Origin of the sequence: Bacillus sp. FSL W7-1034 (assembly GCF_038593365.1) — a bacterium.
Lineage (GTDB): Bacteria > Bacillota > Bacilli > Bacillales > Bacillaceae > Bacillus > Bacillus altitudinis.
In genome coordinates this window covers 2,385,383-2,402,582 of record NZ_CP151989.1, presented here as the reverse complement: position 1 = coordinate 2,402,582, position 17,200 = coordinate 2,385,383, and the positions used below count along the sequence as shown (strand labels likewise).

General features: G+C 40.1%; 12 protein-coding genes. 11 read left to right on the top strand and 1 reads right to left on the bottom strand.

All coding sequences use genetic code 11. The annotated features are described in order from the left end of the window. Positions 1 to 55: 55 nt before the first annotated feature. The 9 genes from NST73_RS12385 (at position 56) to NST73_RS12345 (ending at position 13,479) form a co-directional block, all read left to right on the top strand. A complete protein-coding gene (locus NST73_RS12385; RefSeq protein ID WP_342473368.1) occupies positions 56 to 7,075 on the top strand; it encodes a DNRLRE domain-containing protein in 7,020 nt (2,339 codons plus the stop codon). A 10-nt stretch (positions 7,076 to 7,085) separates the two neighbouring features. Continuing rightward, a complete protein-coding gene (locus NST73_RS12380) occupies positions 7,086 to 7,697 on the top strand; it encodes a hypothetical protein (RefSeq protein WP_135009332.1) in 612 nt (203 codons plus the stop codon). Between the two features lie 451 nt (positions 7,698 to 8,148). Next, positions 8,149 to 9,015 (top strand): alpha/beta hydrolase, encoded by an 867-nt coding sequence (locus NST73_RS12375; RefSeq protein WP_243173043.1) that lies wholly within the window; start codon positions 8,149 to 8,151, stop codon positions 9,013 to 9,015. Positions 9,016 to 9,086: 71 nt separating this feature from the next. Further along, on the top strand, positions 9,087 to 9,443 hold the full coding sequence (locus tag NST73_RS12370) for a winged helix-turn-helix transcriptional regulator (protein WP_029708013.1): 357 nt from the start codon (positions 9,087 to 9,089) through the stop codon (positions 9,441 to 9,443). Positions 9,444 to 9,841: 398 nt separating this feature from the next. Further along, positions 9,842 to 10,474, top strand: a complete 633-nt coding sequence (hxlA, locus tag NST73_RS12365) for a 3-hexulose-6-phosphate synthase (protein WP_045034095.1) — start codon at positions 9,842 to 9,844, stop codon at positions 10,472 to 10,474. Next, positions 10,471 to 11,028, top strand: coding sequence for a 6-phospho-3-hexuloisomerase (hxlB, locus tag NST73_RS12360; RefSeq protein WP_041506847.1), 558 nt, complete (start codon positions 10,471 to 10,473; stop codon positions 11,026 to 11,028). The genes hxlA and hxlB overlap by 4 nt, the downstream gene beginning before the upstream one ends. 148 nt (positions 11,029 to 11,176) lie before the next feature. Beyond that, a complete protein-coding gene (locus tag NST73_RS12355; protein WP_019743620.1) occupies positions 11,177 to 11,902 on the top strand; it encodes a DsbA family oxidoreductase in 726 nt (241 codons plus the stop codon). Between the two features lie 94 nt (positions 11,903 to 11,996). Beyond that, positions 11,997 to 12,452, top strand: a complete 456-nt coding sequence (locus NST73_RS12350) for a MarR family transcriptional regulator (protein ID WP_231101392.1) — start codon at positions 11,997 to 11,999, stop codon at positions 12,450 to 12,452. A 10-nt stretch (positions 12,453 to 12,462) separates the two neighbouring features. Further along, positions 12,463 to 13,479, top strand: a complete 1,017-nt coding sequence (locus NST73_RS12345) for a serine hydrolase (protein WP_342499561.1) — start codon at positions 12,463 to 12,465, stop codon at positions 13,477 to 13,479. Between the two features lie 5 nt (positions 13,480 to 13,484). Here NST73_RS12345 and NST73_RS12340 read toward each other — a convergent pair whose 3' ends face one another. Then, on the bottom strand, positions 13,485 to 14,597 hold the full coding sequence (locus tag NST73_RS12340; RefSeq protein ID WP_144668582.1) for a GntR family transcriptional regulator: 1,113 nt from the start codon (positions 14,595 to 14,597) through the stop codon (positions 13,485 to 13,487). A gap of 272 nt (positions 14,598 to 14,869) precedes the next feature. Here NST73_RS12340 and NST73_RS12335 point away from each other — a divergent pair, with 272 nt between their 5' ends. Together NST73_RS12335 and NST73_RS12330 are read left to right on the top strand one after the other, a co-directional pair. Beyond that, on the top strand, positions 14,870 to 16,495 hold the full coding sequence (locus NST73_RS12335; protein WP_326377813.1) for an FGGY-family carbohydrate kinase: 1,626 nt from the start codon (positions 14,870 to 14,872) through the stop codon (positions 16,493 to 16,495). Continuing rightward, a complete protein-coding gene (locus tag NST73_RS12330; protein WP_007501382.1) occupies positions 16,489 to 17,193 on the top strand; it encodes an L-ribulose-5-phosphate 4-epimerase in 705 nt (234 codons plus the stop codon). Before NST73_RS12335 ends, NST73_RS12330 begins: the two co-directional genes overlap by 7 nt. The last annotated feature ends 7 nt before the right edge of the window (positions 17,194 to 17,200 follow it).

Genomic DNA, 17,200 nt, shown 5'->3' with positions numbered 1-17,200 from the left:
TATGATATATGACGTATTGTTACAAATGTTACAAATATATGATAAGGAGATTAATATGAATCTAAAAAGAAAAGTAAATTGGAAAAGAAATATTGCAGCGCTTCTAGCCTTTGTGATGCTTATATCAATGTTACCTTCTGACATTTTTGCAGAAGAACATGTAGAAAATACAAAATCAAGTCATAACAGCATGCCAGAAACAGACGATTCAAAAACCCTTGAAATAGCAGGGATTGATGAAGCTGAAATTGGAAAAGACGGAGAAGTTCTTTCGGAAAGAACAGCCAATAGCAAACTTTTCTATGAAGGAGAGGGAGTATTTACGCAAGAAGTATATCCTGACCCCATTCATATAAAAGAGTCACCAGATGCTGAGTGGGAGGACATCTCTCCAGAGTTAAAAGCAACTTCGAAAAAAGAAATAGAAACGGAAAATGCAAGGTTAGATTCAACCTTTCAAAAACAAATGAAGCAAGGGCTCTATGCTACATTCGAACACAAGAAGCATCAAATTGAATTTTCAATTTTAAAAGCTTCAGGAACAAACAAATCAGAAATTCGTTCCAAAGATACCTCTGCACAATTTAAAGAGAACACCAACGAACTTACATACGAAGAGGTATTTCCACATATTGATTTACGATCATTTACTTTTAATGAAAATATCAAAGAAGATATTGTACTCAAACGATATGATGGCTACAATTCTTTTATTTTTAAAATAAAGACAGATCTAACTGGAGAAATTGAGGAAGATGGTTCTATTAGATTTTTTGATCAGAAAAAACAGACCATTTTTCAAGTTCCAAAACCGTTTATGACCGATTCAAATCTAGATGAAAAGTCAGGCGAAGTGGCTCGATCAGAAGATGTGAGCTTTGAATTGCAAAAAGAAGATGATGGCTATTTACTTCGTGTAACTGCTGATGAGAAATGGCTCAAGGATCCTGAACGAGTTTATCCTGTGTCTATCGATCCATCGACTTCTTTATCTGTTTCATCAGACACATTCATTATGAGTGCATACCCAACAACAAACTATTCAATATCTACGCAAAAATGGGATGCTAATCTGAAAAGTTATGTCCTGAAAACCGGCTATTATGATAAAACAACTGGTACAAACTACGCGTTCATGAAGTTTAATTCATTCAAACCGATTCAAAATATGAATGTAACAAAAGCGACGCTCAAAACGTATGTTGCTCATTCATATTACGGGACGAAAGCAACTGGTCTTTGGCTTGATACAGTGAATGCCAACTATGATCATACAAAGCTAACATGGAACAATAAACCAAGTTCTAAAAACATCGGTAAGGCCAACGTATATAAAGGACAATGGGCGAGTTATGATGTGACATCGACCATCAAAGCTTGGAATAGCGGAACAGCTAACTACGGCTTTAAATTACATGCTAATGGAAATGGACAAGACCATTGGAAAAAAATAATCTCATCAACAAACTCAACCAAAAAACCAGTCATTGAAGTCACGTATACCATTCCACAAGCAAATGCACCAACTGTAAAAGGTTTTAGTAATGGAAATGGGACAGGTTACTTAAACTTAAGTTGGAAAAAGGTGTCTGGCGCAAAAGGTTACAAAGTGTGGCTATACAACGGAAAAGAATATGAAGCCATTTCAGTTGGGAATGTGGCATCATGGAGTACAAAAGGAAAGAATATTTGGCCGACAGCAAGTGAGATTGCAGCTAAGAAATATAAACTTCATTTAGATGGAAAAGGGGGGACAGAATTAGCAGTTGATCCTTCCCCGGTTTACAAAAACTCAGGTGGTAATTATGCGACAAGCAAAAATTATTGGGTAGCTGTAAGTGCGATTTTTGACCAAGGTGAAGGCGCAATGTCAGCAAAAGTAAAACCTGTCGTGCCGAATGTGGCTAGAGCGAAAGCACCTAGTACAAAAGGATTCAATAATAATAACGCAACAGGTTACTTTGATCTTTCTTGGACTTCAGTTTCCGGTGCGACCGGTTATAAAATACAAATGTTTAATGGGAAAAGCTATGAGACATTGGATCTTGGGAATCAAACATCATGGTCAACAAAAGGAAAAAAAGTATGGCCAACAGCTGCTGAGATTAAAGCAGGTAAATTTGCATTGCACCTCCAAGATGGAAAAGGGGCTGAGCTTCCAATTCATCCTGGTGCGACTTATAAAAATGCTGGAGGAGATGCGGCTCAAAAACATTATTCCTTCAGAGTGATTGCCTACAATAAAGATGGAGAAGCTATTGCTTCACCGCCATCTGGACCTACTTTACCTGATCTATCTAGACCGAAAGCTTTATCTGGATATGCTTATACGAATACGAAAGAGAGCCAAACAGGTTATATCAATTTACATTGGGACAAAGTAAAAAATGCAAAAGGATATAAAATTAACATCTATAATGGTAAGGCATATCAATCATTTGATGTTGGTGATGTCGATCATTGGACAACACAAAATAAGAATATTTGGCCGACTCCTACTGAAGTTAAAAGTGGGAAATATGTGCTTCATACAGATGGTAAAGGCGGGGAATTAGCGCTAGACCCATCACCAGTTTATGAAAATGCGAATGGAAATTATAAAGGACGCAAGAACTACTCCTTTACCCTTTCCGCCTACGATGCAAATGGAGAAACCATTCCGACACCAGCCTTTAACCCGACATTCCATGAAGGTGCCGAATTCCTTGGGACAGAGGATTACTGGTCGATTATTGATATACCAGACGGCCAGCTGAATGGTGCAACTGGTAATGTGATTGTCAGTGAAGAAGAAATGTCGATTGATGGAAGAGGACCAGGACTTGGAATTGGTCGAACTTACAACAGTTTAGATGCAGCTGACCACTTGTTTGGACAAGGGTGGTACGCAGATGTAGAAACTAGTATCACGCCAACAAAAGAAGGTGCCATCTATCTTGATGAGGATGCTACAACTCATATTTTTACAAAAAAAGCAGATGGTACGTATCAACCACCAACAGGTATTTTCCTTGAATTAACGGAATCAAAAGATGAATACATGTTAAAAACGAAGGATCAAACCTTTGCACACTTTAGTAAAAATGGTGGGAAAATCACCAAGATTGTAGATGGACATAAAAATACAACGACATACAAATATAACGAAAACAATCAGCTCACTTCAATGGAAGATGCATCTGGCCGAAAAATAACAATGGAATATGATGAAGATGGTCATATCACCTCGGTTCAAGGACCAAAATGGAAAAAACTTTCATTTGAGTATGATGCAGGCTTACTAGTGAAAGTCATTGATTTAGATGGAACGAGCATCTTGTATGAATACGACAAAGAAGGCAGATTGATTAAACAATTCTCTCAAAACAGCACAGAAGATCAGCCTGTTTTTACAGAATACCAATATGAAAATCACCGTTTAGTTAAGGCGATCAATGCAAAAAAAGAAACTTTTGAGTATGCATATGATATGTCTAAAAAGACACTCATGCTGACGCAGCCAAACGGCCGGAAAATACAGTATACGTATAATGAAGCAGCTAATCCAATTCAAGTTGTAGATGATACGGAAGGGCTTAAAATTACTACTAAAACGAAATATGAAGGCAACCAAATCGTAGAAGAAACTGATCCCAATGATGTAGAAAAAGGAAAAGCTACAGAAAGCTATTCGTATGACAAAAATGGCAACGTCATTCAAGCTAAGGATGCTTACGGGACAGAAACCTACGAGTATAACAAAAACAATGATGTTACTAAAGTGAAAGATACAGAAGGAGATATTACAGATATCGCCTACGATGGATTAGATGCTGTATCTGAAACGGATCAAAGTGGAAATATGTCTTCAGCAAGTATTTATGACTCGTACGGGAATTTGGTACAAACGAGTAAAGAACTTGCTGCAGGTGCGAGTATATTGAAAAATGGCAGTTTTGAAGATACGCTAACTGGCTGGAAGCTTACAGCATCTAAGGATGACGGGAAATTAGCGCAAACAGCTGGGAAAAGTGGTCCGTTATCTGGCGGCAGAGTATTAGAGGTCAGTTCACAGTCGACAACTGAAGGAACTGAACTTGGCTATTCTTCTGCTACTCAAGAAGTGACACTAGAGCCAAATACGACGTATACACTTAGTGGGAAAATAAAGACAGAGCTAACAAAAGCAAGAGCATTTTTTAACATCGATTTAAGAGATACAAACAACAAACGAATTCAATGGATCAGCAACGGTTACAGCACATTATCAGGCAAAAACGATTGGACAAAACGCCAAGTCACGTTTACGACGCCATCTCATGCAGGCAAAGCTGTGATTTATATGGAAGTGGATCATCGAGATAAGGCTGGAAAAGGAAAAGCCTGGTTCGATGAGATTCAGCTAGAAAAAGGCGAAGTTTCATCAAGTTATAATCCTGTCAAAAATAATTCCTTTACGGATAAAACAACAAGCTGGAGCGGAACAGGTGGTTCATTAGATAATGAAGAAGGCTTTAACGATGACGTTTCGTTAAAAATGACAAGAACCTCTTCAACTCAAGCAAATGCCATCTATAAACAATCTGTACCGATTGAACAAAGTGCGAATGATCAATCTGTATATGTCACATTGACTGGGATGTCTAAGGCTGAAAATGTCAAAGCCTCAAATGAAAATGATTACTCACTTCAAGCGTTCGTTACGTATACAGATGGCACAACAGGAACATTTAATGCGAAATTCCCAACCGGTACACAGGAATGGAACCGAGCAGCGGTTGTCATACCAAAAACAAAACCATTGAAAAAAGTCGACGTACAGATCGTTTTCCAAAAAAGTGCGACGGGAACGGCTTGGTTTGATGATATCCGACTAGTAGAAGGTAGTCTTTTAACGAAAACCACTTACGACGAAAAAGGGAACTATGCAGTTAAAGAAGAGGACGAGCTTGGTTACTCATCTCAATCTGCCTACGATGAAACAGGCAAAAAACTTTCTGAAACAGATGCGAAAGGCGAAAAAACAACATTTGAATATGACCAGGCTGATCAGCTGAAGAAAATCACTTTATCTAACGGGACATCCATTGTGAGAACGTATGATAAAGAGGGCAATGAACAGTCGAAAACCATTCGTGCAGAGTCAGATCAGACGTATCAATTCGAATACGACCTAATGGGCAAATTGACAAAAACCATTGATCCATTAGGGAATGTGTTGAAAAGTGAATATGATGCGAATAGCAACTTAATCAAAACAATTTCTGCAAATGGACATGAAGTGTCTCTCACGTATGATGGAACAGACCGAGTGAAATCCAAGTCATACAATGGGACAGAAAAATATAACTTTAGCTATGATAAAAACGGAAACGAAACAACGGTTGTTAACAAAGAACAAAACACAACCAAAAACAGAACGTTCGACCAACAAAACCGCATCACAAAGTTAACAGAGCGTGGCAGCAGCCAAACTTGGACGTATCCAGCCAATTCAGATAAACTGAAATCCTTTGAATGGACACACGGAAATCAAAAAGGAACGAACCAATTCAGTTACAATAAGCTTGATCAAATGACGCAGATGAAGGATTCGAGTTCTACGTATTCGTTTGATTATGATGAAAATGGAAATGTTCAGTCCTTTATTACAGGTAACGGCAGTGGTGCTAGCTTTGCTTATGATGAGCGCAATTTAATTAATGATTTGCACATTGGAACAAGCCAAGGGGTAACGATCTTAAACGAAGCTTACGAATATGATCAAAATGGAAACAGAATAACGGTTGATCAAGGAAGCAACGGGAAGATTCGTTATGAATATGGAAAATTAGATCAATTGATCAAAGAAACTTATCCAGATGGCACGGTCATTGGGTACACATATGACGGGTTTGGAAACAGAAAAACCGTCACGACTGAAAAAAATGGCACTAAAAAAACAATCAACGCATCATTCAACATCATGAACCAACTGACAAAGGTAAATGATGAGACTTTAACTTATGACAAAAATGGCAACCGAACGTCTGACGGGCAATTCCTTTATAAATGGGATGCAGAAGATAACATAACGGCCATCACGAAAAAAGGGGAAGACAAGCCATTTGTCACTTACAAATATGATGAGCGTGGATATAGAATTCAAAAAACAGTGAATGGAAAAGTCACCAATTATTTTTATGACGGTGATAGTCTGAATGTTTTATACGAAACAGATGGAGACAACGAAGTCACAAAAACATACACATACGGTGAGAGTGGACAACTCCTTGCATTCACGCAAAATGGAAACAAATATTTCTATCACTACAATGCACACGGTGATGTCATAGCCATCACAAATAGTGCAGGAAAAATCGTTGCTGAGTACGAATACGATACATGGGGCGTTCCAACAAAAGTAAAAGAAAATGAAGAAGTAAAAGGAAACCCATATCGCTATGCTGGTTACCGCTTCGACGAAGAAACAGGACTTTACTATCTAATCGCCCGCTACTATGAACCAAAAAATGGCGTATTCCTATCACTTGACCCAGACCCAGGAAGCGATGGAGATGCACTAGATCAAAACGGATATACCTATGGAAACAACAACCCAGTCATGAATGTTGACCCGGATGGTCATTGGGTATGGTTTGTTGTCAATGCAGGATTTGCTGTATATGATGGATACAAAGCTTATAAATCGGGTAAAGGCTGGAAAGGTACAGCAGTTGCAGCAGCATCAGGATTTTTGGGTGGTGGAAAGTTAAAGGGAGCGAAAAAGGTATTTAGTGCTGGGAAGAAGTCTTATAAACTTTCAAGGAAGAAAGTTAAAGCAAAAAGAACATATTCTAGTTATAGAAATGTAAAAAAGAAAACAGCTATAGTTAATAACAGGGCTACTAATGTAACAAAAAGGAATTTTGAGAAAAATCTTAGAAGGCAAGGATGGAAAAAGTCAATAAGTAAAGATAGGCAAGTAATCATTATGAGTAAAAAAGGATCAAGATATACACTGAGAAATAAGTCAAGAGATTATGATGGCCCTTCTGCTGATTACATTCCAAAAGGAGCCAAGCGTCCTTCTCTTAAAATAAGATTAAAGAAGTAGGTGTTCTTTATTGGTTAACAGTAAAGCTTTATTTATTAATTCAGATAATGAATTCAAGAAATATAAAGTTATGATTGAAAAAGCTTTTTATACAAAAAAACATTTGCCTCATCAAGTATTTCGAGAGAATTTTAATTATTTTTTGTTTCAAGAGTTTGATTGGGCATTGAGTGATGAGGTTTTAACAACAATAAAAAAGCTATCAGTTTTAACACAAGATAAGGACTTTTTAACGGCGGTCCTTAAGCCAGATCCAGTAGAATATTATTTGAAGGAATTTGGTTATTATAATTGGCTAAGAACAAGTGTTGAAATTTCTGGTGAGGATTATGTAAATGCACTTTGGACTAGCCCAGAAGATTCTATAGCTGATGATATTTTCACTAACTCAAATATCGTTGTTTGGTTATCTCATTCTTTGGATTGGGCAATTTGGGGAGATAGGGATTTGGAAATTTGTATTTTAGCCACAAAATCTAAAAAATATTCTATGCAAAATTTATTATCAGAAGATGGTTGGAAACCTCTGAATAGTAATTTGAAAGAGTGGTTAGCGCTACTATTTAGTGATGGAAAAAAATTTGACGAGTTTTGGGGAGAGTTAGCCAGTAATTATTCCTGAATTAGCTTTTGATTAATATACAAATTTGGGAAATCTAAGAAAAGTAACTGTTTTTCATTTGACAATTTGTTGAGAAACTTTTTTGAAGCAACCATTGTTAGCTGTCAAGGAAACTTGGCAGCTTTTCTTATTATCTAATTGGAAATATTTTAAGCGGTATCACTTATTATGTTTTGGTTTTTATATGAAAAAATCCAGAAACAAATCCCTGATTTCAAAATCAATCATCTAAAGCAAATCAATGAATTTCACTACTTTAAAGAGTATAATGAACATAACGACTTGATCTATTGTATTGACGTGCACAACCCATTTGAATCTGTGATTCAAGCCGACATACATCTAAAATTCACCAATCTACCTTCTGTTTAAATCAAAGGTTTGTACTTAACAGACGATTCTAGTTTTTATTGGACATTCAGTCTTCCCCATCCCAACACAGAAAGGTGCAATGACATTGAATCGAATCATGAAATGGCTCTTATTTGCGGCAGTCATCGCTGGCTTATTGGTGTGCGCATTTTTTGTGTTCCGCTTCAACCAGCCTAAGCCGACGACGAACATCCATTATGCAGACACACAAAACAAACAGCAAACACTCGATATGTATATGCCAAAGGGAAAAGATGAAGACAAGAAGAAGCATCCAGTCATGATCTATCTCCATGGCGGCGGCTGGACAGGCGGCGATAAGAATAGAGTCGCTTCAAAGGCTGATTATTTTACGGGTCAAGGGTATGTGTTTGTTTCAATGAATTACAGGCTTCACCCTTATGCCAATTATGAGCAGATGGCAGATGATACGGCAAGCGCTATTAAATGGGTCAAGGATCATGCAGATGAATATCAAATCGATTCGTCAAAAATCAATGTCATGGGTCACTCAGCGGGTGGTCATTTGACAGCATTGGTTGCTACAGATTCGACTTACTTAAAACGTGTGGGGCTGTCGCCAAAAACGATTAATTCTATCGTGATTTTAGATGGGCCGTTAAACATCAATCAATTTATACAAGCCATTCCATCGTATAAAAAAGTGTTTGGCAAACAGGAGAAGAACTGGACAAAGGCATCACCGGTCACTTATATGAATCAAAAGAATGTACCGCCTGTTTATTTGGTCACAGGCTGGGAAAATCCAGAGGTGTACCGATTTGCAGAAAAACTGAACCATGATCAAGGCTCACGGTTTGTGTTTCGGGTTCATTCGCTGAGCCACAGTGATTTAAATAAATGGTTTGGATCTGACAGAGCGCCAAAAGAAGCGCAAGAGATGACAAAGGCTGTGATGGCTTTCGTCAAAAAACAAAATCAATAACAAAGACTGTATGCTAGGGCAATCCATTTTGCCGAAGTATATGATAAAGTGGTTTGAAATTAAAGGAGTGTATGTTGTTGTCATCACGTATGGAAAATAAAGTGTTCAATTGCGAAAAAGAGCTGACGCTGAATATTATCGGCGGTAAGTGGAAAATGTTGATCTTATGGCACCTTGGCAGAGAAGGGACAAAACGGTTTGGTGAGTTAAAGTCGTTAATGCCTGGAATTACGCAAAGAATGCTTGTCAATCAGCTAAGAGAATTAGAGGAAGATCACATTGTGCACCGGGAGGTTTATCCTGTCGTTCCGCCAAAGGTTGAGTATTCTCTCACAGAACTCGGAGAAAGCTTAATGCCAATTTTAGAGGCGATGTATGATTGGGGCAAACAATATCTCGACAGCAATTTTTTAAAGGACGATAAATAGAAATACCTACAAATAGATACTGAACGAGAGACAGTATCTCAGATTGTTGACAAAGGGCTAAAATGAATTGATTTTAGCCCTTTGTCTTCCTTTCAGCGTGATAGAAAACCTTTGCAGCCCTAGGAAGGACGAGTACTGGCGCGGAGCGAATTTGATATTCGTGAGCACCACCACGCAGGACTGACACCGAATGCGAGGGTTTGTCTACACGCTGAGATACTGGTCGAAAGACAGTATCTTTTTTGTGCCCATATGCGAAAAAGTATAGTATGTAAAAAAAAAGTGCGTACTAGGATTGCGCCATTCCTGTTGTTATACTCGTTTCATGCAAGAAAGATTCAAGATGCATCATCCGCGGAGCTCTTGAAGATGACATGATGAAACAGGAGTGAATGTAGATGAAATTACAATTAGCGTTAGATTTAGTGAATATACCAGAAGCGATCGAGCTGATCAAAGAAGTAGAAGCGTCTATTGATGTGGTGGAAATTGGGACACCTGTTGTGATCAACGAAGGACTTCGTGCTGTAAAAGAAGTTAAACAGGCGTTTCCGAATTTACGTGTGCTGGCGGATCTCAAAATTATGGATGCTGCCGGTTATGAAGTGCAGCAGGCATCTGAGGCTGGAGCGGATATCGTGACCATTCTTGCGGCAGCGGAAGATATGTCTATCCAAGGAGCGGTGAAAGAAGCAAAAGCAAGAGGGAAACAAATTTTAGTCGATATGATTGGGATCAAAGATATCGCCGGCCGCGCGAAAGAGCTTGATGAGCTTGGGGTAGATTATATTTGTGTGCACACAGGTTATGACCTGCAAGCGGTTGGTCAAAACTCATTTGATGACCTCATGACCATTAAACAAGTGGTCAAACAGGCAAAAACAGCGATTGCAGGCGGTATTAAGCTTGATACGTTACCTGAAGTCGTCAAATTAAATCCAGATTTGATTATTGTCGGCGGCGGCATTGCGAGCCAAGACAATAAAGCAGAAGTGGCTGCGCAAATGAAGCAGTTGATTGCACAATCATGAAAACAAGTGACTATGTGAGAGCGATTCTAAGCGAGCTTTCTGAGCACTCGCCCGCGATTCAAGACGAACAAGCAGAGCAGCTTGTCAAAAGCATTTTAGCGGCTCGAAAGGTCTTCGTCGCAGGGGCTGGCAGGTCTGGTTTGATGGGGAAATCGTTTGCGATGAGACTCACGCATATTGGTGTCGAAGCTTATGTGATCGGTGAAACGAATACGCCTGCTTTTACATCTGAGGATTTATTGATTGTAGGGAGCGGTTCTGGCCGAACAGAGACGCTGCTTGTGCTCGCGAAAAAGGCAAGGGCGATTGGCGGAAGCGTGGCGTCGTTCACACTTTCAGCTGAGTCACCTATAGCTGATCTATCGGATGAAGTCATCTTACTGTCAGGTGCGCCAAAGGATCAACATGAAGGAAACCATCATACGATTCAGCCGATGGGCTCATTATTTGAGCAAACTTTGCTTCTTATGTACGATGCGGTCATCTTGAGATTGATGGAAATGAAAGAGCTCGACACCCATAAAATGTACGGTCACCATGCGAACTTAGAATAGCCGTGATGAAAACCTTTCCTTTTTTGAAGGAAAGGTTTTTTTAATACATGGTACTTAAAAAGAAGGATCACTTGACATAAAGGATAAGATGTAACTATAATAGTTACATCTCGAAAGAAAAAACGTAAGCAACGGAAGGAAGATGAAGATGAAAGTGCAAATTTGGTCAGATATCGCCTGTCCTTTTTGTTATATAGGAAAAAAACAGTTGGAAACAGCGCTTGAGCAATTCCCTCATAAAGAACAGGTAGAAGTAGAGTTTAAAAGCTTTGAGCTTGATCCGAATGCACCTGTTGCAGTGGATTATGATGTGCATGATATGCTTGTCAAAAAATATGGCATGAGCCGTAGCCGGGCCATCGCAATGAATGAACAGGTGAAACAGGCGGGCAAGGAGAAAGGAATCGATTTTCAATTCGATCCACTCGTTTTGACAAACACCTTTGATGCCCACCAGCTCGCACAATATGCTGGAAAAATGGGAAAAGGCGATCTTGTCATGGGAGAGCTGTTTCAAGCGTATTTTACAGATGGAAAGCATGTTGGTGATCGTCAAACCCTTTTAGATATCGCAGAAAAAGCAGGTCTTGATCAGAACGAAGTACAAAAGGTTCTAGACGGGCAAGAATTTGCAGACGATGTACGAGAAGATGAAAAAGAAGCAAGACAGCTCGGGATTTCTGCTGTGCCTTTTTTCTTGATCAATGATCAATATTCGGTTGCTGGTGCACAGCCAGCAGATACGTTCCTTCGTGCACTTGAAACGGCTTGGACAGAAGAGGCAGCGCAAACGGAGAAAGCGGCTGATGCTTCATTTGAAGAAGCATGTGCAGATGGCGTATGTGCAGTACCTTCACCTAAAGAAGAAGTATAATCGGCATTTTCCCTATCTTTGATAAAAGATAGGGATTTTTGTTGATTAATAATTAATATACCTTTATGCTTAAGTTATCTTAATTATGAAGGTGATGACAGTGACATCCAAAACAACGATGATCCAAGAGTTAAACCAAATCGAAGCGCGCATCCATCAAAAGCTCCGATTAGAGTTTGAAGAGTTATTTGTAGATGAGTTAACTGATAAGCAGCATATTGTCCTTGATTTCGTAGAGCGAAAAGGGGGAAGCTCACCTATTCAAATTGCTCAGCAACTAGGCATCACCCAAAGTGCTGTGAGCCAGTTGTTAAACACGCTTGAAAAAAAAGAATGGGTTCGCCGCACCATCAACCCGCAAAATCGTCGGGAATTGCACGTTGAACTTTCTGAAAAGGCAAAGACGTACTTGGAGAATATGAGAAAGATAGAACTTGCGATCATTGAAAAATACTATTCAAAATTAAGCCTCGAAGAGATCAACACATTGACATCCATTTATACAAAGCTTGATCAATTGATTGTAGATCAAAATGAAGGGGAAGGATGATGATCCATTGATGATGCTCAAACAAGAAGTACAGCGAATTGCCTCTTCTTATACGGAGAAAAAGAAACAGGCACTGCTTGTGATCGGACTGATTCATCAAGGAGAAAGACACGTTTTTCATTTCGGAGATCACCCCATACAGCAGCGCGTGCAGCCTGAGGAGGTCATTTTTGAAATCGGCTCTATTTCAAAAGTCTTTACGACAAGTATATTAGCAAGCATGATTCAAAAAGGGCAGATGAAGCTAGACGATTCCATTTCACTGTATTGTCCCGAAATAAGAAAGAATCACCCTATCCAATTGGAACAGCTGGCAACCCATACGTCTGGACTTCCTTCACATCGTTTTCTCAGAGATTTACAACTAAGGTTCCTTCCAAAAGTGAGAAGAGATATGTACTGTCAATACTCCCTTGATGAATTAATGAAACTGTTACACTCGAAAAAATGGAATGAGCGAAAAGAATACCCATCTCGTTACTCCAATGTAGGGATGGGACTTCTCGGGTTGATCATGGGATGGTCTCTTCACAAAACATATGAAGAGCTGCTGACTGAATATATCGTGGATGAGCTGAAACTATCGAACACCTTTATTACGATCAAGGAGGATGTCAAAGAGAAGATGATCCTCGGTCATCAAGAGAATGGAAAAGAGGTTCCTCCGCTTCAGATGCATGACTATCAAGGGGCTGGTGCGATTCGTTCGACGATCACTGATTTGCTTTCATTTCTCTCTGCGCATATGAGTGCAGACGTCGCTTCTCCATGGAAATTGACCCACGAGCCAAAGGTGAAGATAGGGAAAAACATGTCAATGGGACTTGGGTGGGTCATAGATGATACGGGATTGATTTGCCATAATGGTGCAACTTCTGGTTTCTCCAGCTTCATGGGCTTCCGCCCGCATTCAAAAACAGGAGTGGTCGTCTTGTCTAACTATCGCAATCGTATCACGCAAGATTCTCCTGACCGAATTGCCTATGATGTGATGAATATGGTTGAACAAGAGCCTAAAGCCAAATGAGCCTCCTATGAAGAGGGCTCATTTTTTCTTGCGTTAAGCGCTTTAATCGTTTCACCAGGAACGAGTTCAGGCTCATAAAATGTTTGATCAGGGAGATTCTTTTTCCCTTGTACTTTTTTAATCATCCAGTCTGCCGCATCTCGTCCCATTTGCTCTTGAGGGTGTGTCAGCGTTGTCAGTTTCACATGGGCATTTTTTTGGGCAATATACGAGTTATCCTGTCCAATAATGGAAAGATCATCTGGAATAGATAAACCCATTTCACTACATACATTTGCTACTTCTAATCCGACTTCATCGTTATAGCAAACAAGGGCGGTCAGCTCAAGCTGGTGCGCTTGTAAAAAGGTTTTGATATGATCCCCCAAATACTGCTTCGATTCTGTATCGAAAAAAAGGACATGCTCTGGCAGGAAATTGAGCTTGGCTTCACCAAGTGCCTGAATATAGCCCTTCATTCGATATTTCCCTTGTAAATCATCTGTTTTTGAAATCAGTCCAATGTGCTGATGTCCAGAGGTGATCAGCTCCTTTGTCGCTAAATAGCTGGACTTCACATCATCCAAACAAAGGAAGGGAACCTCTAACTGCTCATAGTAGGCATTGATCATAATAAGCGGGACATCCTGCTCTTTAAAGGATAGGTAGTACGAAATATTTGGATTATATAAATTGCTTTTTGTCGGTTCGACAATTAATCCGTCCACACCAAAGGACAGCATCATTTCAAGCGCTTTTTTCTCCTGTTCCACATCGTTATTTGTACTCGCCAGTAACAAAGAATAGTTCTCTTCATTTAATCGGCTTTCGATGCCCCGAATGATCGACGGGAAAATGTAATCTGATATGTATGTGGTGATGACACCAATCGTTTTCATATGAGCATGTCCAGCAGGTTTTGTTTGATATTGATTGGTGACAAATGTGCCCGAGCCTTTTTCGCTTCGTAAAAAACCTTCACTTGATAATTCCAAGATGGCTTTTCGCACCGTATGCCGGCTTACTTGATACATCTCTTGTAAGCTTGATTCGGTTGGAATACGCTCCCCGATCCGGTAATCCCCTGTCAGTATTTTGCTTTTTATATCATCCATAATGATCTGGTACTTCTTTTTCATCGTTTCACTTCTTTCACAGTTGATCCTCTACTCGGATTGAGAAGAACTTGTATGGACATATTTTAACATGGTTGCTCAATCAAAAACAGGCGCTTGCAGTGTCTACCGTCTAATCCTTAGAGAATATGAAAGTTTTTGTCTGATTGTGTATGCACAACTATATTTATTATTGACATATGTACGTACAAATATTATATTGTTTTTGTGCACAGGTAAAGATGGATCAAACGAAATAGATATTTGAAACCGCTATCATTATGGGGGTGAACAAAATGAATCGTGAAGAGACGGCCAAAGCCATTAGAGAAGGCAGGACATCTTTGGGCATTGAGTTTGGTTCGACACGAATTAAAGCCATTTTAATAGATGAAGAGTTTCAGCCAATTGCGCAAGGTGCATTTGAATGGGAAAGTTCTCTTCAAGAAGGAATATGGACGTACAACTTAATTGAGATCATTACAGGTCTTCAAGTGGCGTACCGACAGATGAAAGAACAGGCTGCACAATTGTATGGGGTGACGATTCAAACCATTGGCTCCATCGGGATATCTGCGATGATGCATGGCTACGTCGCCTGTCATCATACAGGAGAGCTCCTCGTCCCGTTTCGAACGTGGCGGAATGGAACAACGACCGAGGCGAGTCAAAAGCTAACAGATGTATTCCAATTTCATATTCCAGAAAGATGGAGTATCGCTCACTTATATCAAGCGATACTAGGAGAGGAAAAACATCTGTCCCGGTTAGAGTATGTGACCACTTTGTCCGGCTACATTCACTGGCTGTTAACAGGGAAGCAGGCCATCGGAATTGGCGATGCGTCGGGAATGTTCCCCATTGATGAAAAAACGAAGGATTACAACGAAGTGATGCTTCATCAATTTGAAGCATTGATTGCAGAAAAAGGCTACCCGTGGAAGCTTCGTCATCTTTTGCCGCGCATCTATTTAGCAGGCGAAGAAGCTGGTGTGTTAACAGCAGCTGGAGCAGCGATTTTAGACCAAGGCAAACAGTTGCAGCCAGGTATCCCTTTTTGCCCGCCAGAGGGTGATGCAGGAACAGGAATGGTCGCAACAAACAGTGTGGAAAAAAGAACTGGGAATATTTCAGTTGGGACATCTGTATTTGCCATGATTGTGTTAGAACATCATCTAAAAGGTGTGTACCCAGAAGTGGATCTTGTCACGACACCAGATGGCCTGCCAGTCGCGATGGTTCATGCCAACAATTGTACAAGTGACCTCAACGCTTGGATGAATCTATTCAGAGAAGCGTTTGAAGCAATGGGTCAGCCAGTTGAAACAGAAAGATTGTACGAAACTCTATTAAATCAAGCTTTAGAAGCAGATCATGATGGGGGCGGGCTTTTAAGCTATGGCTATTATTCTGGTGAAAATATTACGAGACTAAAAGAAGGAAGACCCCTTTTTGTTAGATCTCCTCAAAGCCGGTTTACCCTTGCTAATTTCATTCGGACGCATCTCTTCTCTGCATTTGGCGCAATGAAAATCGGGATGGATCGGTTAAAAGCACATGAACAAGTCAAGATTGATCGCTTACTAGGACATGGCGGTTTATTTAAAACACCGATAGTTGGACAAAAAATGGTCGCTGCTGCACTCGGGACACCTGTATCCGTCGTATCAACGGCGGGAGAAGGCGGTGCGTTTGGGATGGCGGTCCTTGCTTCATATATGATCAATCACCAGCAGCAAACACTGAGCCATTTTCTCAAGCATCAAGTATTTGCCCATACATTAGAAGAGCTTATTGATCCTGATCCACTGGATGTTAAAGGTTTTGAGGAATTTATAAAGCGCTATCAAGAAGGACTCCCGATAGAAAAAGCGGCAGTAGAACATTTGACGCCACAGAAAGGAGCGGCACCTGTATGTTAGAGCGGTTAAAAGAAGAAGTGTTTCAAGCAAATCTAGATCTACCAAAGTACGGACTTGTGAAATTTACATGGGGCAATGTCAGTGCGTGCGATCGTGACAGTGGACTGTTTGTCATTAAGCCAAGCGGCATAGCGTATGACAAATTATCAGCAAAAGACATGGTCGTGGTCGATTTTGACGGTCAAGTGGTCGAGGGAGAATTCAATCCTTCTTCCGATACTGCCACACATGCTGTTCTTTACAAACACTTTGAGGAAATTGGCGGCATTTCACATAGCCATTCAATGTGGGCAACGGTATGGGCGCAAGCTGGACTTGATTTACCAGCAATGGGCACAACACATGCAGATACATTTTACGGACCTGTTCCGTGCGCTCGATTTCTCACAGAAGAAGAGGTGAATCGCGGGTATGAGGTGGAAACAGGACACTTGATCATTGAAACGTTTGAGAAAAGACAAATAGATGTCATGGCGGTTCCTGGTATTTTGCTACAAGGTCATGGTCCCTTTACGTGGGGAAAAGATGCAAAAAGTGCGGTAACGAACAGTGTCATTTTAGATGAAGTAGCGAAAATGAACCTGTTTGCAAAGCAATTGAACGAATATGCAGAGCCTCTTCCGCAGGTGATTTTAGATAAACATTATTTAAGAAAACATGGAACACATGCGTATTACGGACAAAAACCTTCAAGATAAAGAAAAG